Origin of the sequence: Algoriphagus sp. NBT04N3 (assembly GCF_019443765.1) — a bacterium.
Classification (GTDB): domain Bacteria; phylum Bacteroidota; class Bacteroidia; order Cytophagales; family Cyclobacteriaceae; genus Algoriphagus; species Algoriphagus ornithinivorans.
In genome coordinates this window covers 4,352,457-4,373,322 of record NZ_CP048415.1, presented here as the reverse complement: position 1 = coordinate 4,373,322, position 20,866 = coordinate 4,352,457, and the positions used below count along the sequence as shown (strand labels likewise).

Here is a 20,866-nt window from a genome sequence, read left to right as displayed (position 1 = left end):
ACACCACCGTACGTACGGGTCTCGTATACGGCGGTTCATTGAATCTCAGGCTTTGATTTAGAGTAATAGTCCAGCATACTTAGATAACCTTTTCTTCTCAGTCTAGAGAGCGTAATTGTTGTTCCGAGTATGGGACTTTGGGCCACAGCCCATCCTCCTTTTCTGGTCCTGCTCCATGCGTAAGCATGGTCATGATCCACTCCAAGTCTGATTAGGTTTTTACGTTTTCGCTCGGGTTTCTTCCAGTCGTGCCAAATACAATATCTGAGTCGGTTCCTCAGCCACTCGTCGAGTTGTTTGAGCTTGGCCTGAATACTGGCCAGTCGGTAATTGTTTACCCATCCCATCCATACCTCATTGAGTTTTTGAAGCCTTTCCTCAAAACTGTATGGCAGGGTTTTCTTGGTGATCCATTTGAGCTTACGTTTCAGGTTTACCCAGCTTTGCTTCTTCACTATCAGTTGGTATTTGCCCTTTACCCTTTTTTTGTATGTTGGCACGAAGCCATGACCTAGCAGCTCAAAGTCAGAGGGTCTTCGGATTCCGCTTTTCTCCTTGTTGATAGGCAAATCCAGTTTGTTCTTCAGAAACAGATAGACTTCATTGCCTACTTTTTGGGCGGATGCTTTGGACTTAGTATAGATACTGAAGTCATCGGCATAGCGCACGAATTTCAACCCTTTACTTTTGAGGTACTTGTCCAGTTCGTCCAATAATATATTGGACAGCAATGGACTCAGGGGACTTCCCTGTGGCATACCCTTTCGGCGTTTGTGCAGTTTTCCATTGATCTGGATTGGTGCTCTCAGCCATTTTCGGATCAGCCACAAAGTTGTGGGACATTTTACCCTATTGTAGATTAACTGAAGCAGTTTGTAGTGTTGTACCTCATCAAAGAAACCTTTCAGGTCAATGTCCACAATGTCCTGATAGCCATCATTGATGTTTTTCAGGGCTTGTGTTACTGCTCCGTGAAGGTTCTTTCCGGGTCGAAAACCGTGGCTCTCCTCTTCGAAAGTTAATTCGAATCGGGTGGCTAATTGCTGGCTAACTGCCTGTTGAAGCCATCTATCCACTACGCATGGGACTCCGAGTAATCTGGTTTTTCCGTTACTCTTTGGGATTTCAACCCCTCTGATAGCTTTAGGTACGTACCTCCTTTTCAGGATGTCGGTTAATACAGCTGTCCTGCCTTGGTCGATAAACGACTTCAATTCGGTCACCTGCATACCGTCCACTCCCGATGAGCCTTTATTACCCACTACTTGACGGTAGGCTTTATAAAGGTTTTTGGATTGAAGTACTCTTTCTATCATTACTTTGTTCTCCTTGTCCGCTTAAGAATAGGCTATCTCGCATGTGCGGGATTCCTATCCGAATTAGGACGCGATTCAATGTTCAGTCCTTCGTTATTCAGTGAGACCTCTGCAGTATTTACAGCTCGTTTCCGATAACTACTATGACCTCGGCTGACTTCTCTTGGACATTCCAGACGTCCAGAGACCTCCCTCGGTAAGATGAATATCCTTGTGTCTATCGCTGCTCTATCTACTATTTTGGCTTATCTCTGTTTCCAGAGCTTAGGACTTCGGCATGATGTGCTACCTCATCCAGCCTCATAGCCTCAGTATAGAGTTCCTTTTCGTCAGTACAGACACCGCAGTCTGGCTTACTTCAGTGCATACCTCACGGTAAACCACCTTGCCACTTGCTTGGCTTCGGGTAACGACTCCCGCGCTTAAGGGACTTTCACCCGTTGGAACGACCATCTTTTTGGTCTATATTCACCATTCAAGGCACACACATGGGTTTGGCGTCATGCGGGGTGAAGTGCTTAAATTCAAGTGTAGTTTTTCAAATCAACTTTAGTGCTGGGTTGACAGTTTTGTGCCCTGAAATCCCGCACGAACGCCAAGCCCAAAAACGTTGAACTAAACCGACTGCGTCGGCAGTCCATTTCACAACAAGACACATTGTTCTCATTTTGAGATGCTAAGGTTATTTTTATTCCATGTTTCATTCTAAATCTTTATTAAACATGGAAAAAAAAGCCTCCGACAGCGCATGCTCCAAGAGATGCGGGTCAGAAATTACTCTCCCAGAACCATCACCACCTACATCAGCCTGGTGGCTGCAATGGCCAGACACTTCGGCAAGTCACCGGATCTCATCAGTTCGACAGAACTCAAAGATTATCTTTTTAAGAAAGTAGCCCAGGATCAGCTTTCCCCTTCTGCCATTAACCAGATTATTAGTGCTTTCAGGATACTTCAGGTGGATGTTCTGGGCAGCGATTGGGATCCGGTCAAAATCCGCAGACCCAAAGTTCCCAAGACACTTCCTGTGGTTTTTTCCAAAGAAGAGGTCACTGCTATTCTGGCCAGTCTCAAAAACAGAAAACACTACTGCCTGGTGGCACTAACCTATGCGGCAGGACTCCGGCTAAACGAAGTAGTGAATCTCAAGCCTGCTGACCTGGACAGCTCCCGCATGCAGATCCGCATCAGTTCAGGTAAAGGCAACAAAGACCGTTATACCTTGCTTCCCGCAGGACTTCTAGATCAACTCCGAGCTTATTTTCGTTCCTACAGACCCAAGACTTACCTGTTCGAAGGTATGATCCCCGGCCAGCCTTACAGCTGCAGGAGTGCACAGGAAGTTCTCAAAAAAGCCTTAAAATCTACCGGGATATCCAAAGATGCCTCCTTTCACACCCTCAGACACTCCTTCGCCACCCACCTCATGGAGCAGGGAACCAGTGTGCGGATTATTCAGGATCTGCTTGGGCACCGGTCTCTCAAAACTACATCGGTCTATCTTCATGTCTGCAAATTTGAGCCTTCACAGATCAAAAGCCCTCTGGACACCCTCTGATGGAAACCGTCAATCAGCGGACCTCCGGCACCGAACTTGCCGATGTCTTCAGGGCTTGTGGAAGGGAGTTCGCTTCCGATCTTCACCTTTCAGCCTGCCAGCAAAAGGCCTTCTCCTCAGTACTCGCCTGCAGGACTGCCGCCATGGGCAGTCACACCCTGCTCTGCGACCGGTGTGATCATCACAAAATCTGTTACAACTCCTGCAGAAACAGGCACTGCCCCAAATGTCAGTATGCCCGTCAGCTGATCTGGGTGGAAAAACTCAAAGCAAGGATCCTTCCCGTCCGGTACTTCCATCTGGTTTTTACCATACCCGAGTCACTGCGGCCCTTGTTCTACCTCAATCAGAAAATCTGCTATGATCTGCTCTTTGCCTCCAGTGCACTTGCTGTAAAGAAAGCCGCTCTCAATCCCGACTTTCTGGGAGTAGAAACAGGAAGTCTTTCGGTACTCCACACTTGGGGACAGGCATTGACCTACCATCCCCACCTTCACATGCTTGTCCCGGCAGGGGGATTAGACCCGGACCGGATGCAGTGGATCCATGCCCATCGCAAGTTCTTTGTCCCGGTAAAAGCGCTGGCCTCCATTTATAGAGGTGTCTTCATCTCGGGTTTGACCAAACTTCTGATTCAAAACAGCCTTCGTATTCCTGATAGTCAAACTGATAGCTATACTCATCCGGATCAACTCAAAAAGGTGCTGTATGCCAAAAACTGGCACGTATACATCAAAAAAACGTTCAGAGGTGCCAATCAGGTCATCAGCTATCTGGGACGGTACACCCACAGGGTAGCCATCAGCAACAGCCGGATTCTGTCTTGCAATGACGACTGTGTCAGCTTCCGGTGGAAAGACTACCGTGACAACAAACAAAAAATAATGACCCTTCCAGTACGGGAATTCGCCTCACGGTTCCTCCGGCATATCCTGCCCGACAACTTCTACAAAATCCGATACTACGGAATTATGGCCTACTGTGGGGGAACCTCCAAAATGGAGCTCTGCCTGGAACTGCTCGGTAAGCCACTGATCCGATCTCCTCTAGAGGGACTGGCCACCTACCAGATTCTTGAAAAAATACTAGGATCTCAGGCATTTTCCTGTCCTTGCTGTCAAAATGGACGAATGGTACATGATCCCAACCTGAAAAAAACAAGAGCCCCGGAATAAAAAAACAAAAACTAAGTTCTTTGAAACCTGAAAACCGATTATATTGGGTAAATCAAGTATCCGGGGAATATTACGTCCAATTGCATGCAAACACTAATAAACAAGGAGCAAAAAATACCCAAATTTGGCTTCAAAGTGAACTTTGAGCCTTGGAAATACCCAGAAAGCAACAAAGAAATACCCATAGCAAACCACGGCTTCGTTCAACACAGTTTTAACCGCAATCTAGGATACCGTCTTTCCAGGGCTTCTCTTTTTTGGCCAGATTGCGTTTAAAACTCTTTACGTTGTGGTGCAGGATAAAATGACCACCGATTTAAAAAACTCGTATCTTTAAGAAAGATTAAAAATATGGAAACTATTAGAGTTGATATATTGAATCCCAAAGCTAAAGCCCTTTTGAAAGATTTGGCAAATTTAGATTTGATTAGGATTAGAAAAGAAAATTCTGATAATACTTTTTCTGAAGTATTGAAAAAATTCAGGAATAAATCAGATAAAGCCCCAAGTTTAGAAGAAATTACTAAAGAGGTTGAAGCAGTCCGCAAAGCCCGGTATGAAAAATAGAAGGGTAATTCTAGACACTAACCTGTGGATAAGTTTTTTGATATCTAAGAGACAAAAGGAATTGGATGAACTTCTTGAATCTGGGGAAGTAACACTAATTTTTTCGTAAGAATTGCTTGAAGAGTTTTTTGAAGTTTCAGAAAGGCCCAAATTCAAAAGATTTTTTAAAAAATCAGATGTCAAAGCACTTCTTAACCAAATTGAAACTTTTGGAGAATTAATAAGGGTAGAATCAAAAGTCAATGAATGTAGAGATCCAAAAGATAATTTCTTATTGAGTCTATCGATTGATAGTAACGCAGATTTCTTAGTAACAGGAGATTCTGACTTATTAGTATTAGGGAAGATAGAGAAGACAAAAATAGTTTCTTGGGCTGAATTCATTTCTCAAGAATAAAAATCACAGCCTGTCCCGCTTTAACGGGAACACCACAACATCACCTTGGATACAGCCTACCCACCGCCTTTAGGTTTGCAAAGTAGAATTATTTGAGAAAATCAGAGCTAATATCTTAACGATTATTAAGTGACTCAGATATTGAATAAATTAAAAAAGAATGGGGTGAACTTTCGCCACGGCTAGGCTAGCGACCTCTTGCCTGTATCAGTCCCCATTCTTAGTTGAGTTGCCAGTAACCAGTTAGAATTTTAGGCTTTAGGCCTGTTAAAGGTTTTAGTTTCCGCAACTCTCATTTGTTAAACTTCAATGTCTAAATTATGAAATTCAAATCAATTATTGGAGTCGATGTAAGTAAATCTACACTTGATGCCTATCTGAAGATCAACCAATGCCACGCAGTCTTTGAAAATAATGAGAAAGGTTACCAGGAGCTGGTGGAATGGGTAATGGAAAACTCTGGGTTAATACTCGCAGAAGAACTGCTTTTCGGATTTGAATCCACTGGGATTTATTCTTCAGAACTTGCTTTGTTTCTTGAAAAGCACTCCCTACCATTTTATATCATCTCAGGACTTGAATTAAAGCGATCCTTGGGAATAAGAAGAGGTAAGTCAGACAAGGCAGACTCTAAAGACATAGCTGAATATCTTTATGAAAAGCAGGAGAAGATTATCCCCACTGTTCTTCCCAAAAAGGTCATCCAGGATCTCAAAAAGCTGTTTAATTACAGAGAGCGACTTGTAAAAGACAGAGCAGCTTACATCACCCGTATCAAAGAATATGAAGCTGTAGTTTCAGAAATCAAATTAAAAGTCTATCAAAAATCCAATACCGAAGTGATCGCTTGTTTGGATAAGCAGATCCAAACCGTGGAGAAAGAAATAGACAAACTTTTACGCAAAGATGAACTGTTAATGAACCAATATAAGCTGATTAACTCTATCAAGGGCATAGGCCCACAGACAGCTGTTGCACTTATCGTCTTAACAGAAGGGTTTACCCTATTCGATAGCTGGAGAAAGTTTGCCAGTTATGCAGGAACAGCACCGTTTCCCAACCAGTCAGGTACATCCTATCGAGGGAGAACCAAAACCAGTCCGCTGGCGAATAAGAGAATTAAAACACTGCTGACATTATGTGCAGGCACAGCCATCCAATACAGCACTGAGATGAAGACCTATTACAAGAGAAGAACCGGTGAAGGGAAAAGCAAAATGAGCACACTTAATATTATCAGAAACAAACTTATTGCAAGGGCTTTTGCTGTTGTCAACCGAAATTCCAGCTATGTAGACATACTAAAATATGCCGCATGAAAAAAAACTGAAAATCTTCTTGTTTAAACCTTAGAATACAGGCAGGCGGGCGGTTCCGAGTAAATTGAAAGTTTAGTATCTTTAAAAAGTTAGGAGTAGGTTGGAAGAGGAAGGCTCCAAAAGCCTGCCTGGCGTCAGACAGGCCCGCCGTCTCCAAGCTGAATCCCGTTACAGTCAACAAATTAATCCGAACCTAACATGAAAAATAATATTGTACTTTTTGCCTTAATCGGATTAATAAATACTTCCATATGCTTTGCCCAAGATGTTCATATCAAAATCGGAGTGAAGGACAGTATTTATTCTGAAATTTTAAATGAAAATAGAAATCTAATTGTATCGCTTCCTGAAGATTATCAATCCTCAAACAAATTATATCCAACTCTTTTTCTTCTTGATGGGAACGAAACCTCACTTTTGAATACCATTGTGATAACCCGTTATCTCCGAGCAGAAATAATAATCGTGGCAATTCTCAATACAGACCGAGATAGAGACATGATGCCATTGAGCACGCCAACCTACAAAGTGGATAATCCCGGAGCAGCCCATTTTCTTTCCTTTTTAGAAAAAGAACTTATACCGCACATCGATAAAGAATATCGCTCAAATAGACAAAGAACAATCCGAGGCACATCTCTCAGTTGGTTATTTGTCATGTATGCATTTTTAGAAAGGCCAGAATTATTTCAAAACTATATTGGAAATAGCGCCGGCTGGTATGCAGATATGGATCCTTTTTTCAGTGATCTAGCCGATAATGCGTTCAAAAACAAAGAACGTTTTCTTGGTAAGAAATTATTTGTGGCAAACTCATTGGTTGATTCCTTTGATCCTAACAAAGAAGTTCACTTGGCCATGCTTGAATTTGCTGAAAAAGTTGAATTGGAATTAGGTGCTAACTTTTCATTCAAGTACGTTACTTATGATAATTATGGTCACGTACCCTATCCAAGTTTTTATGATGGGCTGAAATACATCTTAGGAGATAATTATGAAAAACTGCTCCTTACGATATATAACTGCAATTAGTGCCAATTCTCCTTGGCCATATTTCATTCTGAATTAATATTTTTTGTGCTAAACAAAAATTGCCCAAATACTGCCGGCTATTGGAAATTGACGTGGATTTAGAATAAAAGAAATTCCTTATCTTGAGGGAGTTAGGAGCAGGAAAAAAAGGAAAAGACTTTGAATATGATATTTTCCTAAGACTGTCTAGATGCCTAATCCTTTCAAAACACTCTCAGACCAATTTTAAACCTAAACAAATTAATATTCTCCTCTATGTCAACTATAGAAAAGAAAATTATCCAGCGATCAATCCTACTTGTTTGCTTACTTTTCACCACCACACTTGCATTTGGACAAGATCAAATAAAAGCTGAAACTGCTCTGAAAAGTGGCAGTCCCGCAGATGATTTGCCTCCATATATCAAACTTGTAAGCGGTTTTGGTGAGCGCCCGGATTGGTCTCATGACGGCCGATTTATTCTTTTCTTAGACAAACCCATGGGGGAAGTATATGAAATGGAGCTGGCAACCGGAGTAGTACGCCCAAAAACCAGACATTTCAACCATTATGGTTTTACCAGGGCCATGTATTTATCCAATGGAGATATTCTCCTCGCAGGTCCTAAGGAGCTTTTTGATCCAACTATCGCAGAGGAAAGAGATATTGCGCGTGACATGACATGGTTGTATGTGCTGGATAAAAGTGGTCAGAAGCCCCCAGTTCCTTTGAATACTCTCTGTGCTGAAGGTCCTGCTGTTTCCAGAAATAGGTTGAGAATTGCTTGGACACATCGAGATCGCCAGTTGCCTGAACTCGGAAAAAACCGGGCTAAGCTATTGATGGCCGAAATAGTTTATGAAGATGGAATTCCCAAATTATCCAGCGAACGAGTGATTTTTGATTCAAAGCAGTTGCCATTTTCTTTAGGCCATGCAAGCCTTGAAACTCAAAGTCTTGTTCCTCCACACGACACCCAAGTAACCTTTTCAGTCTATACCATCAATAATGGAAATAATACGGACGTCTATATGGTAGATAGCGAAACCGGAAATTATAGAACCATCACTAATTCTCCCTGCTGCTATGATGAGCCGGAAGGAATATTCCCTGATGGTTTGCACACATTGGTTGAGCATGGTAACTCTGAAAAAAATGCTTGGCCTTTACTGGATCTGTATAAATTGAAATTAGATGGGTCAGGAGAAATGCAAAGATTAACCCATTTCACCAACTATAAGGGCTACAAGGCCAATCAAGGAGTAATATCCGATGACGGAAAGTATATGTGTTTTCAGATCGGAAAAGACAATACCGAGCCGGGTGTGGGTTTTGGATTTTTGATTATGGATTTGGAAGAAGCCGCAAAACACTTGGAGGGTTTCAAGACCTATGATCAATAATGATGGTAATGTGAGGTAGAAAACTGAATGGTCTGATCCATAATTATTTTGAAAAAAATAAATCAAATGAATGCTGAATCTGATTAGCCGGAAGTTTACTATCGCATAGAACTTCAACCCATCCTCCATTTACATAGACTTTCATTCATGAACGGCTTAAGGATCGAAGAAATAGCTGAAAGTGACATCCCCAAAGTCACTGAATTGATGATTAGACTCTGGCCTGAATGTAGCTATGAAGAGGAGTCCTTGAACTGTCAAAAAATTATCGATTCACATAATCAAACAATTTTTTCAGCTAAGCAGGGCTATAATCTTTTCGCATTTGTCCACCTTTCCCTGAGAACTGACCATGTAGAAGGATGCAGTAACTCTCCCGTAGTTTATGTAGAAGGACTTTTTGTAGAGCCACCATTCAGAAAACAGGGAGTAGCCAAAGCTTTACTCAAAAAAGCGGAAGAATGGGGCAAGGATAACAATTGCAGCGAAATTGCCTCAGACGCGGAGATACAGAATAATGAAAGCCTAGCTTTCCACAAATTAATTGGTTTTAAAGAAATCAATAGAATCGTCTGTTTTTCAAAAAAAATTTCTTAACATACGAAAGAGAAAGACTAATTTTATTCAACTGAAAGCCCTATTCTGATTAGTTAGCTTGAGTATATTTTTTTCAACATATTCAATTTCATTAGAGAGTCCAGCCTCTCTTTTTAGAAAATTTTTGAGCTAAATTGGAAAGTCTTCGTCATTGAATTTTCTTTTTTTTGGGCATGATACAGGATTATGATGTGATAAGCTGCAAAGGACTTCCTCTCTTTGAAAAAGCGCGGATCAAGGCTCCTTTCAGCTACAGTACTCAACTGGAAGAGCGCGCTTGTTTCTTCTATGTACTCGACGGAAGTTATGAAACCATTGATCCCTTTGGGACAGTCGTCTTGGACTCCAAAGAGGCTTTGATTAAGAGATGTGGGCAACATATTTCAAAGTATATCAAGACACCCGAGAAAAGCCAATGTGAAGCGGTTGTCATTTACTTTTATCCTGAAATCATAAAAGAGGCCTACAAAAATGAAATCCCCGATTTCCTTACCGATTCAAAAAAAGCACTTCCTCCAATTCGATTCTCCTCCTCAGATTTGATCGATAGCTTTATCAGTAATCTTATGATCTATTTTGAAGAAAAAAATCTGATGGACGATGAGCTGGCAATAATAAAGCTAAAGGAAATAATTCTGCTTCTTTTAAAGACCGAGCAACAACCATCCGTGTTAAGATTCTTTTCGGATATTTTCTTCCCCAGTAAATTAAAATTCACCTCGATTATCGAAAACAATCTTTACTCAAGGGTAACCATAGATCAGCTGGCTTTCTTATGCGGTATGAGTGTTTCCAGTTTCAAGCGGGAGTTTAACAAACAATACCAAGAAAGTCCAGCCAAGTATTTGAAAAGGCGAAAACTTGCCCATGCTGCCAAACTTCTGACTACTTCATCCGATAGAATCAGTGACATAGCTTACGATTGTGGATTTGAAGATGTCACTACTTTTTCCAATGTTTTCCGACTGGAATTCAATATTTCACCTTCTGATTATCGAAAGAGCCAAAACACAAATTCTTTGAACCAAAGCGGAAAATGATCCCCGGCCAGACCCTAGATATTTGTACTGTTCATTAAACATAAAAACACAGTACAATGGAAAAAACAATCGTAACAGTCACACTTCCAATACCTATGGATAAGGCATGGGAAGTAATCGGTGCAGTAGGAGGCGTGGATACTTGGTCTCCCATCATCAAAAGTTGTAGAATAGAGTCCACCCGTGAGGGAGGATTAAAACGCTACTGCAGTGCAGAACAAGGAGAGTTGATCGAAAAGATCTTGCTTTTGGATCATCAAAATCATGTGCTCAGCTACGCCATCACGGAGCAGCCTATCCTCCCAGTCAGTTCTTTAGTCAGTACCATAGAAGTTTCCGGAGATGACTTTCAGGCGGTGATTAAAACCACCTCCACATTTGAAGTCAATGATGGCGCTAATCCTGTAGAAATTAAATCAATGATCGAACAGATCTATACGGGAAGCTATGCAGGCATCGCTGCTTTGGTTACTCAGGCAGCTTAACATCAAATTTCATCCCTAACGACTCATTCTTCAAAAAGTCCCTTTCTAATGACTTAAGTCCTGCTTTTGGGTTTAATGCATAGAAGGGAAAACAGTAGATACGTCAATAACTCACAAATCAAATTTTAAAAAACATGAAAATTCTAAGCATATTATCCACCTTATTTATTCTTTCCCTATCCTATATATTCGGGGCTACCGAAGAAAAAACCGGAGAGATCACCTTCAAAAAAGGAACACTTGTAGAAGTAGCACTTTTGACCATTCAACCTGGAAAAGAAAGTCAGTTTTACGAAGAGTATTTCTCACAGGCCTTACCACTTGCTCCAAAATATGGCGCAAGGCCCATTGGCTCATTCATGGTAGAAAAAAGAGATCAAGGGAATAGTCCAGCACAAATGGTTATCTTCTTCGAATGGGAGAGTCTAGAAAAAAAGCGGGCTTTCGAGAAGGATTTTGATTTTCTCAAGATCGTTAATATCCGGAATGACGCATTGAGCTTCTTGAATACCGGGTACTTCCAGGTGGACAAAGACATTACTTATTCATTGAAAGAAAGCGGCACTTATGAGTTTGCAGCCTTGTGGTTGGATCCTAATAATGCCCCAAAACTGGAGCAGTATTTTCAGGCGGTTTTGCCCTTGGCATCTGATCCAAAAATTCAGTTTGAATTGATCGCTCAGTTATCTAGTCTAGGCGTTGAGGACAAGAACTATCATCCAAACATCATTTTCTTTTCGGAGTGGAAAAAGGGAATGGAAGGCAGAAATGAGTTGGCTACAAGAAAGGAATTCAAAGACAATTTGCATCTTCGGGAAACTGCCAGCCCTTATAAAGATTTATTATTGATCAAGCCAATCCTGAATTAAATAGAAGCCCTTAGTAACTACTAGGCAAATCAAAAAAGAAAGCAAGGGATATCTTGCTTTCTTTTTCTTTTTATAGCCATTTCCAAATTGAGATTGATTAAATCACCAACTAATTATAAAAGAGAGGACCGATTTTCAAGTTGGAAATACGGAAAGGACCAATGCTGTCTTATGATTGCTAATTTGTGAAAAAAATGGATTTTATGATTAAAAGTGACTGAAGCTTTAAAGAATTCAATCAAAATTGAACTTTGAAAAGTGCCGTTTTTGGGTAAGTTCGGCCATGGAATTCAAAGAATTTCCAGCGATATTTAAGTGATATGAAACAGGAAACATGACTGAATCACAATTAAACTAGCTTTAGACTATAAGATCCCATGGAAAAAGAAGACCTCTTCAAGCTGACAGATGAAGAACTATTGATCGAAAAAAAGAAGTATCGAAAAGGGCAACTATTCAATGCAGTGGCCATTGGTTTTTTGGCTGGAATCCTGATTTTTGGTTTCGGGGCTTGGGCTCTTTCTTCTGATAAAAAGCCGGGGTTTTTGATACCCATGATTTTCCCGATAATCTTTATTTACCGATTGGTAAAAACCCCAAATAAAAATACAGCCTTGCAGGAGGTTTTGCGTGAGAGAAATCTCATTTAAGTAACTTCTATTTCTCCTTTGATAGGAATTGAAATTACAAAAAAGTTTAGGATAGAAACCTTACGTAATAATGCAACAGATTCATTTAAAAAAAGTCCTCCAATTACTTTTTTACAGCTTTCTTTTCATCATTCTGATTGGGAAAATCTCAGGCTGGATTTGGGGTTTTGATAATGAATACGATGGTATGATTAATTTAGGGACGTTTGTATTAATTGGAGCAGCTTATATTTCAGCTGCTATTGCTTGGAATTCTAATCTCTATAGATGGATATTCCTGATATGCGGAATCTATCTAATTGTGATGAATTTCTTGGATTTTGAGCTAAAATCAATTCTTGGGATTGCATGCATTTTAACTCCTTTGCTTTTGTCAAGAATTTCTTCAGAAAAGCCGAATCAATTCATTGAAAAATAAAAATCCACAGCCCTCCCATTATAATAGTGGAAGGATTCGAAAAACAAATGATAGATAACCTGCCTATTTGGATTGAACTTCTGTTTTTAGCCAGCTTTGGGCTAACGATCGCATTTTTTTACTTTTCAAATGGCAAGCCCTTAAAATTGACTGCTTTCATCCTTGTTTGGTCTCTGGCTCAATCGATTTTAGCATATCTGGGTTTTTATCAAGAAACTCAAGCCTTCCCTCCCCGATTTGGATTGGTAATTCTTCCATCGATAGTTTTTGTTGTCTATGGCTTACTTCCCAAGCAGCAAAAATGGATTGCTGAAAAAAGAGATAGCCTTATCAGCACCCTTTTACATTCCATTCGTATTCCGGTTGAGATAGTGCTTTTTGGGCTTTTTAACCATCAAATGGTACCAAAGTTGATGACTTTTGAAGGCCGGAATTTTGATATTTTAATAGGAATTTCTGCCCCTATCATGGGGTGGTTATTTTTTAAAAAGAAGGTGAATAAAAGTATGATGCTTGCCTGGAATATTATAGGCCTTTGTTTCGTCCTTTTTATCCTGGTCAATGGAATTCTCTCAGCGGAGCTCCCATTCCAACAATTTGGCTTTGAGCAACCCAATCGTGCTGTCAATTATTTTCCTTTTGTTCTTTTACCAGCCACAATTGTTCCTATAGTAATCTGGACTCACCTTTCAGACATCTTTCAACTTGGGAGGAAATTTTAACTCCTGAAGGATTGATACCATAAAATACAAGTTTTTCTCAAGGGTTGTTATCAAAAAAAAGGCAGGTAAAACCCGCCTCTTTCATTTAACCAAACAATCAACCAAATTAACCCTTACGAGTTTTTCTTTAGGTCTTAAATGATAGGTGTCAATTCGCTATCAGACCTGTTAATTTCATCCTCAGAGATTTGGATCATCTCTGAACCTTTCGCTTCACCGATTGAAGTAGAAGTTGGTTTAGTATATTCAAATCGGGCAGTTTGCTGTGCAAGACTGGTTTCAGTTTTCGCTTTCCATACGATTGTCAGTGCCATTAGTAAACCCAGTGCCGCACAGACATTTTTTTGGGTAAATAGTATTGCTTTCATGGCAGTAAATAGTTGGTTTGTTTTCGTATGGTACCTATATGCCAAAAACTGACCCAAACTTAAAAAAGGCCCTAATTCGCTTAATTTTAGGGTTTTACTTCCTGAGTCTGTACGGTTTCGTACAGCAATTCCCCAAGTGCGGACAAAATCCCGAACAAAATTTGGTTGCACCAACAAAACCCTTTTTTAGAATCTTTTAGAAAAATTATGGAGACCTAACCCTTCCAAGAACAATGCTCCTCGGAATTTGCAATTCTGAGGCCCTATCGTAGGATTTGCAATCCGAATAAAATCACCTCTTCAAAATGCAATCACAAGTCCTTCTTCCTTCTGAACTTTGAACCCTGAACTTTCTCTTCCATACCTACGGCATGGAGAAGTCTCATCTACCTCTTTCTACCTAGCTCTAATCCCTACGGGATTAAAACTAGCCCAAGCCGTATTTCCAAAATATCTTGACGAAGGAATACCTTTTTCAATGCTCCTTGGACCCACGATTTTATCGGGAGCAACTTCGTGGCTCTAGCCTAGGATTTGCAATCCGTATTTATGACCATTCTAAAAATGATTTGATCATTACCCTTACCACGAATCACATGAACATTGAACCCTGAACCTTGCATATCTATTAAACAAAGAAGGCTTAAACCCTCAAATCAATTTAAGGTCACATTACGTATATTTAACCCTAGTCACACAATTAGGCTCTTTTACTGTTAGACAAGTAAGACTTACATCCTTGATGGGAAAACAAGCCTTCATTTTCCATTAAAAAGATTTTGAAATTTGAAGCCTATACCGAGCTAATACTTCATGAGAAAACCATTAAAAATATTTCTTCTAATTTTTACCCCTTTACTCATCGTCTCCATTTTTTTGTTGGGAATTTTATTCAGCCACCAAGACCGATTAGTACAGAATGCAATCCAAAGAATCAATGAACAATACGATGGATTCTTAGAACTCGAGGATTCTCATATCGCGCCTTTCGCAAATTTCCCTTATATCTCCATTGATCTAGAGAATGTCAGTTTTTATGAGTCAAAAACTAAGGACAAACCACCTTTGTACCAGGCCTCAGATATTTATTTGGGATTCAACTTGTTGGATCTGCTTAGAGGATATTACCACGTAGAAAAAATTCGAATTCAAAACGGGCATTTGGATGTAATCCAATATCCAAATGGAGATATCAATATCCTACTCGCAAAAGGAATAGATCAGACTTCCTCAAATTCTTTAGAGAGTGAGTTTAATGTGGACGTAAAAGAACTGCTCATTGAAAATTTTACGCTGCTTTATGAAGACCAAAATACCGGTCAGGACATAGTAAGTAAAATAAATTCCCTTACTTCCCAAATTCAGGTTTCAGAAGAGCATTTCTATATTGATTTGTTGGGGGACTTAATCTTGGATGTGGATCAGAATAAGCAGCATACTTTCTTTTCTGACAAAGCAATCAGCCTTAATCTGGAAATAGACTTCAATCAAGCCACCCAAATCATAGAAATTACTCCCAGCTATATTGAATTGGAAGGCTCTAGATTAGGAGTTGCAGGCACACTTGATTTGGACGATGATCTGAATACCAATTTGAAGCTAGAAGGACAAAAACCGAATTTTGACCTCTTTGCAGCCTTTGCTCCAAAAGAAGTAGGTGATGCTTTGAAAGCCTATCAAAATGAAGGGGACATCTATTTTATAGGAACAGTCATCGGGAAAGCAGCAAATGGAAATATGCCTGCCATCAATGTGGAATTCGGTTGCGAAAATGCCTGGTTTCTCAACCCCGGGGTAAATAAGCGAGTAGATGATATGCGATTCTCTGGTTATTTCACCAATGGAGAAGAGAGAAGCTTGGAGTCTTCAGAAATTCAGCTAAAAAACTTTTATGTAAGGCCTGAAAAAGGATCCTTTCAGGGAACATTTTTTATCAAAAATTTCAAGGACCCCTTTATCAATGTGGATCTACATGCAGATCTGGATTTGGAGTTTCTTAGTGAATTTTTCAATGTGGAAATTTTGGACGAGTTACGAGGAGAAGTGACTGTAGATATGCATTTCAAGGAGATTTCTGATTTGGCTTTTGCCTTCGATGAGTCAGCACCCTTGAAAAATGGAATTGACAGTGAAATAACTGTCCGCAATTTGAGCTTCAAATTACCCCATCACCCCATCCCTATCAGCAATGCCAATATGCGAAGTGTCATGCGTTCGGGAGCAGTAGTTTTAGACACTTTATCATTCAATTTGGGTGAAAATGACTTCAATTTCAAAGGAACTTTAAGTGATTTCCCAGCAGTATTTCACGGATACAAAACCCCTGTCAAAGCATCTTTTTTGGCCTCGAGCAAAAAAATAAAATTCAAGGAAGTGTTGGCATTTGATCCTGCTTTGGCAGATTCTACAACAGAAGAGATTTCCGATTTCTCCATCAAATTAGCATTCGAGACGACTGGCGACCAACTTTCTAATTTTGAGTATTTACCAAAAGGAGAGTTTTACATCGAAGATTTCTACGGGAAACTCGCACATTATCCACACACCTTTCATGACTTTCATGCAGATGTAATTATAGATGAAGAAAATCTTGTCTTGAAGGATTTTTCAGGAGAAATCGATCAAACCGATTTTCATTTTACTGGGCTTATTGAAAATTACCCCAAATGGTTTCAACCTATAACCAAAGGAGAAAGCAGCTTTGAATTTGACCTGACCAGCAATTTCCTTCATCCAAGTGACTTGCTGACCTATCAAGGCACAAATTATCTGCCTGAGGAGTATAGAAATGAAGAGTTTGTCGACTTAAAACTTCATGGGAAACTTGACCTGCATTATGATAGCCTGTTTCAGTCAGCAGACTTCTATTTAACTGAGTTAAGCACTAAAATGAAGCTGCATCCCCTCAAGCTAGAGAAATTTAACGGCAGGGTACATTTTGAAGATGAGCACCTGCTTGTTGAAAACTTCTCAGGTAAAATGGGTAAAAGTGATTTTCTGCTTAACCTCACCTGGTATACTGGTCAAGACCCAGTATTACAAAAGCGAGACAATGTCTTTAAACTGACCTCCTCCAAGCTAGACTTGGATGCTTTGATGAATTACAATGCTTCTGCAAATACCAAAACACAGCATGATTCGGCGTTTAATATTTTTGAAGTGCCATTCTCGGATTTTAAGTTTTCAGTCTCAGTTCAGGAATTGAATTATCATACTTTTTGGTTGGAGGACTTTTCATTTTCTGGAAGAATGACGCCCGATCATTTTATCTATTTAGATAATATGGAGGTGCATACGGCTGATGGAAAATTGAATGTGAAGGGCTATTTCAACGGTTCAAATCCAAAGGAAATCTATTTTTCGAGCAAGATGAACGCAGAGAAATTGGACTTGGATAAGTTGATGGTGAAGTTTGAAAACTTTGGACAGGATTACTTAATCAATCAAAATCTTCATGGAAAAATCAGTGGTACGATTGAGAGCAAGTTTTTGGTTTACCCTGATTTGACCCCTATCATTGAAAAGAGCTCTGCAAAAATGGATTTGACTGTTCACAATGGAAGTTTGGTGAATTTTACTCCTCTTCAAGCCATGTCTAGCTATTTTAAAGATAAAAACCTCAACCTAGTCCGATTTGATACACTTCAAAACACCTTCAATCTTCAGAATGGAGTCTTGGAGATTCCACGTATGACAATTAACTCCAGTTTGGGCTTTATGGAAATTTCGGGGAAACAAGGTTTGGACTTGACCATGGATTACTATCTAAGAATTCCGCTAGGTCTTGTCACTAAGGCAGGTTTCCAGTCTTTATTTGGTAAAAAACAGGAAGAGATCGATCCAGAGAGGGAAGATGCCATTGTCTATAAAGATCAGGATAAGCGCATCAGATTTGTAAATCTTAATTTGACAGGAACTCCGGAGGATTATAAAATCGCTCTTCGAAAAGAAAAAAATTAAAGGGTCGCAATCATAGGCACTGATCCTAAGGTTCGGCGATAGTCTTAAAAATCCAAGATCTTCTATCAGGGTTTCATTAAACTAAGTCGCATAGCGACGAAAGATCATCTAGCCAGAGATTTTAATCTCTGGAAATAATTGGCTAAATGTCCGCCCAAGTCCCAATGGAAACTTTGAACTCTGAACCCTAAACCTTCTCTTCCATACCTACGGCATGGAAAAGCCCCATGTATCTTTTTCTACCTATCTGTAATCCCTACGGGATTAAGATTAACCCAAGCCGTATTTCCGAAATATCTTACCGAAGGCATACCTTCTTCAATACTTCTCGGATCCACGATATTATCGGGAGCAATTCCGAGGCCTTATCGTAGGATTTGCAATCCGAATGAAATCATCAGTGCGCCATTTAACCATCCAGCTCTAAACACTTCCCTAAGGCTATGGAAACTTTGAACTCTGAACCCTGAACTTTTCCTTCCATACCTACGGCATGGAAAAGCGCTACATATCTTTCATGGCTCTACCAAGCTATAATCCCTACGGGATTAAGATTAACCCAAGCCGTATTTCCGAAATATCTTACCGAAGGCATACCTTCTTCAATACTTCTCGGATCCACGATATTATCGGGAGCAATTCCGAGGCTCTTTAGTAGGATTTGAAATCTGAATAAAATCATCAGTGCACTATTTAACCATCCAGCTCTAAACACTTCCCTAAGGCTATGGAAACTTTGAACTCTGAACCCTGAACTTTCTCTTCCATACCTACGGCATGGAAAAGTCTCATCTATTTCTTTCTACCTAGCTCTAATCCCTACGGGATTAAAATTAGCCTCTATACCATTCCATTAACATCATCTCTTAAGCATCTCTTGCTGGCAATTTGATTTCTTCCCAAACCATGATTCAAGATCTGCACTAGGTTCCTCCCTTCCTTAAGTCTAATATCTAAGGCTCCTAAGAAGCTCTTATCAACTCACTACGTGTAAAACATGCGGAACCCATATCGAATTCTGTCGATCAGCAATATTCGTGAAGGAGCGGGGGGTCGTCGTGGCCGCGGGGTGTGGGCTGGTTTGTGGGGGGAAGCTTAGCCACGACAAGGCTTTTGGTTACTTTTTGCCTAAAAAGTAACGAGAGAAAAGATTCTACATAGCTCAATTCCCTACGGGATTTAAATTAGCCCAAGCCGTATTTACAGAATATCTTATCGAAGGCTATGGAAACTTTGAACTCTGAACCCTGAACTTTTCCTTCCATACCTACGGAATGGAAAAGCTCCATATATCTTTTTCTACCTAACTCAAATCCCTACGGGATTAAAATTAACCCAAGCCGTATTTCCAAAATATCTAGCCGAAGGCATATCTTCTTTATCTTAAAAAATATCTTTTCAAATTTTTCGCCAGACAATAATTGAGTTTCTAAAAACCTTCAAAATCCACTTTCTCTCCCAAAACAGCTAAAAACAAAATGCCCCGCAAATCTTTGACTTACAGGGCTGTATCACTAATAATCTATTCTATAACAACTCATTCGCCAAGTTGGCCAATTCAGACCGCTCTCCTTTCTCCAGCTTGATGTGTGCATATAGCGGATGATCTTTGACTCGATCTATCAAATAAGACAAGCCATTGGACTGAGAATCCAAATATGGAGTGTCAATCTGGTGGACATCCCCTGTAAATACAATCTTGGTGTTCTCTCCTGCTCTGGAGATAATAGTCTTAATCTCATGAGGAGTCAAATTCTGAGCTTCATCCACAATGAAGAAGATATTGGACAAGGATCTACCACGTATATATGCCAATGGCTGAATAACCAACTTTTCCTGATTAACCAATTCAGTAATTTTCTGGAATTCCTTATCTGTTTCCTTATACTGATTTTGGATAAACTTCAGATTGTCCCAAAGTGGCTCCATATAGGGGTTCAACTTGGACTTAATATCTCCCGGCAAATACCCGATATCCTTATTCGATAGGGGTACAATAGGTCTGGCCAAGAATATTTGTTTATAATCTCTCCTCTGCTCCAAAGCACCTGCCAAAGCCAGCAAAGTTTTACCCGTTCCTGCTACCCCCTGAATCGAAACCAACCTGATATTCGGATTAGTAATCGCATCCAAAGCAAAAGTCTGTTCGGCATTTTTCGGTTTGATATTATAAGCCAGTTTTTTATCCACTCGCTCCAGGATATTCTCTTCCGGATTGTAATAGGCCAAAACCGAATTTTTATCACTTCTTAGGATATAATAAGCATTGGCTTTTCGCTTACGCGTGCCCAGGACTGTTTTAGCATCAATATATCCTGATTCATAAAGCTTGTTGATAGCCGCCGGATCCACATCATCCAACATATACTTCCCAGTATTTTCGAGCTCATTGATGTTCTTGATCTTACCGGTTTCATAGTCTTCTGCATGGATCTCCAAGGATTTCGCCTTCAACCGCAGGTTGATATCTTTGGAAACCAAAATAACCTTTCGGTTTTTCTCATGCTCTTTCAAATAAAGGGCTGCATTAAGAATCTTATGGTCATTTTTCTCCTCTCCAAAAATCACGTTGGCATTGAGTTTATTCTCCGGATTCATCAATACCCGGAAATTTCCCTTCGTCTTTCCATTCAATGGAGTCCACTCGTGAATCATATGGTCTTGGGAAAGCTTATCCAACAAGCGTATAAACTCCCGAGCCTCGAAATTCTTGGTGTCATTGCCCTTTTTGAACTGATCCAGCTCTTCCAACACAGTAATCGGAATCACCACATCATGTTCGGCAAAATTCATAATGGAATTATGTGCGTACAGGATCACGGATGTGTCCAGCACAAAGATTTTCCGCTCTTTTTCAGCTTTGGCTCTAGGCATGTGCAGGATGTTATTAGTGGTAATAGGTATGATATAAGTTAGAAAAATATCGTTTCCATTCCCTACCTTTTAACAATAATTTATTTACCTGTCGAGCACCTACCTTGCTATTTAATTGACAATCAATCAAATAAAA

Annotated in this window: 19 protein-coding genes; 15 read left to right on the top strand and 4 right to left on the bottom strand. The window is 40.1% G+C overall.

Annotation, left to right across the window (positions count from 1 at the left end; translation table 11 throughout):
- Nucleotides 1-35: 35 nt before the first annotated feature.
- A complete protein-coding gene (gene ltrA / locus GYM62_RS19085) occupies nt 36-1,316 on the bottom strand; it encodes a group II intron reverse transcriptase/maturase (protein ID WP_219957581.1) in 1,281 nt (426 codons plus the stop codon).
- Between the two features lie 748 nt (nt 1,317-2,064).
- Between ltrA and GYM62_RS19080 the strand changes: the two genes are divergently transcribed.
- The 14 genes from GYM62_RS19080 to GYM62_RS19015 all read left to right on the top strand — a co-directional run bounded on the left by GYM62_RS19080 (nt 2,065) and on the right by GYM62_RS19015 (nt 13,528).
- Nucleotides 2,065-2,874, top strand: a complete 810-nt coding sequence (locus GYM62_RS19080) for a site-specific integrase (protein ID WP_219957580.1) — start codon at nt 2,065-2,067, stop codon at nt 2,872-2,874.
- Nucleotides 2,874-4,049 (top strand): IS91 family transposase, encoded by a 1,176-nt coding sequence (locus GYM62_RS19075; protein WP_219957579.1) that lies wholly within the window; start codon nt 2,874-2,876, stop codon nt 4,047-4,049. Before GYM62_RS19080 ends, GYM62_RS19075 begins: the two co-directional genes overlap by 1 nt.
- 351 nt (nt 4,050-4,400) lie before the next feature.
- Entirely contained in the window at nt 4,401-4,616 is a 216-nt protein-coding gene (locus GYM62_RS19070) for a hypothetical protein (protein ID WP_219957578.1), read from the top strand.
- Between the two features lie 112 nt (nt 4,617-4,728).
- Nucleotides 4,729-5,013: a putative toxin-antitoxin system toxin component, PIN family gene (locus tag GYM62_RS19065; protein ID WP_255590442.1), complete on the top strand. Its 285-nt coding sequence runs from the start codon at nt 4,729-4,731 to the stop codon at nt 5,011-5,013.
- 320 nt (nt 5,014-5,333) lie between these two features.
- Nucleotides 5,334-6,332 (top strand): IS110 family transposase, encoded by a 999-nt coding sequence (locus GYM62_RS19060; protein ID WP_219957577.1) that lies wholly within the window; start codon nt 5,334-5,336, stop codon nt 6,330-6,332.
- A 198-nt stretch (nt 6,333-6,530) separates the two neighbouring features.
- Complete coding sequence (locus GYM62_RS19055; RefSeq protein ID WP_219957576.1) at nt 6,531-7,364, top strand: alpha/beta hydrolase; 834 nt, start codon at nt 6,531-6,533, stop codon at nt 7,362-7,364.
- A gap of 255 nt (nt 7,365-7,619) precedes the next feature.
- A complete protein-coding gene (locus tag GYM62_RS19050) occupies nt 7,620-8,747 on the top strand; it encodes a hypothetical protein (RefSeq protein WP_219957575.1) in 1,128 nt (375 codons plus the stop codon).
- Between the two features lie 147 nt (nt 8,748-8,894).
- The gene (gene aac(6') / locus GYM62_RS19045; RefSeq protein ID WP_219957574.1) at nt 8,895-9,344 is read left to right on the top strand and encodes an aminoglycoside 6'-N-acetyltransferase; all 450 of its coding nucleotides are present in this window, start codon (nt 8,895-8,897) and stop codon (nt 9,342-9,344) included.
- Between the two features lie 173 nt (nt 9,345-9,517).
- Nucleotides 9,518-10,384 (top strand): AraC family transcriptional regulator, encoded by an 867-nt coding sequence (locus GYM62_RS19040; RefSeq protein WP_219957573.1) that lies wholly within the window; start codon nt 9,518-9,520, stop codon nt 10,382-10,384.
- 56 nt (nt 10,385-10,440) lie between these two features.
- On the top strand, nt 10,441-10,869 hold the full coding sequence (locus tag GYM62_RS19035; protein WP_219957572.1) for an SRPBCC family protein: 429 nt from the start codon (nt 10,441-10,443) through the stop codon (nt 10,867-10,869).
- A gap of 134 nt (nt 10,870-11,003) precedes the next feature.
- Nucleotides 11,004-11,738, top strand: a complete 735-nt coding sequence (locus GYM62_RS19030) for a hypothetical protein (protein ID WP_219957571.1) — start codon at nt 11,004-11,006, stop codon at nt 11,736-11,738.
- A gap of 377 nt (nt 11,739-12,115) precedes the next feature.
- Entirely contained in the window at nt 12,116-12,388 is a 273-nt protein-coding gene (locus GYM62_RS19025) for a hypothetical protein (protein WP_219957570.1), read from the top strand.
- 70 nt (nt 12,389-12,458) lie between these two features.
- The gene (locus tag GYM62_RS19020; RefSeq protein WP_219957569.1) at nt 12,459-12,806 is read left to right on the top strand and encodes a hypothetical protein; all 348 of its coding nucleotides are present in this window, start codon (nt 12,459-12,461) and stop codon (nt 12,804-12,806) included.
- A 47-nt stretch (nt 12,807-12,853) separates the two neighbouring features.
- On the top strand, nt 12,854-13,528 hold the full coding sequence (locus tag GYM62_RS19015; protein ID WP_219957568.1) for a hypothetical protein: 675 nt from the start codon (nt 12,854-12,856) through the stop codon (nt 13,526-13,528).
- Nucleotides 13,529-13,662: 134 nt separating this feature from the next.
- Here the strand turns inward: GYM62_RS19015 and GYM62_RS19010 are convergent, their stop codons facing one another.
- Entirely contained in the window at nt 13,663-13,896 is a 234-nt protein-coding gene (locus tag GYM62_RS19010) for a hypothetical protein (protein ID WP_139217449.1), read from the bottom strand.
- A gap of 813 nt (nt 13,897-14,709) precedes the next feature.
- On the opposite strand from GYM62_RS19010, the gene GYM62_RS19005 reads away from it, so the two are divergent.
- The gene (locus GYM62_RS19005) at nt 14,710-17,856 is read left to right on the top strand and encodes an AsmA-like C-terminal region-containing protein (protein WP_219957567.1); all 3,147 of its coding nucleotides are present in this window, start codon (nt 14,710-14,712) and stop codon (nt 17,854-17,856) included.
- Nucleotides 17,857-18,379: 523 nt separating this feature from the next.
- Here GYM62_RS19005 and GYM62_RS19000 read toward each other — a convergent pair.
- The gene (locus GYM62_RS19000; RefSeq protein ID WP_219957566.1) at nt 18,380-18,538 is read right to left on the bottom strand and encodes a hypothetical protein; all 159 of its coding nucleotides are present in this window, start codon (nt 18,536-18,538) and stop codon (nt 18,380-18,382) included.
- Nucleotides 18,539-19,383: 845 nt separating this feature from the next.
- Complete coding sequence (locus GYM62_RS18995; RefSeq protein WP_091651694.1) at nt 19,384-20,730, bottom strand: PhoH family protein; 1,347 nt, start codon at nt 20,728-20,730, stop codon at nt 19,384-19,386.
- Nucleotides 20,731-20,866: the final 136 nt, after the last annotated feature.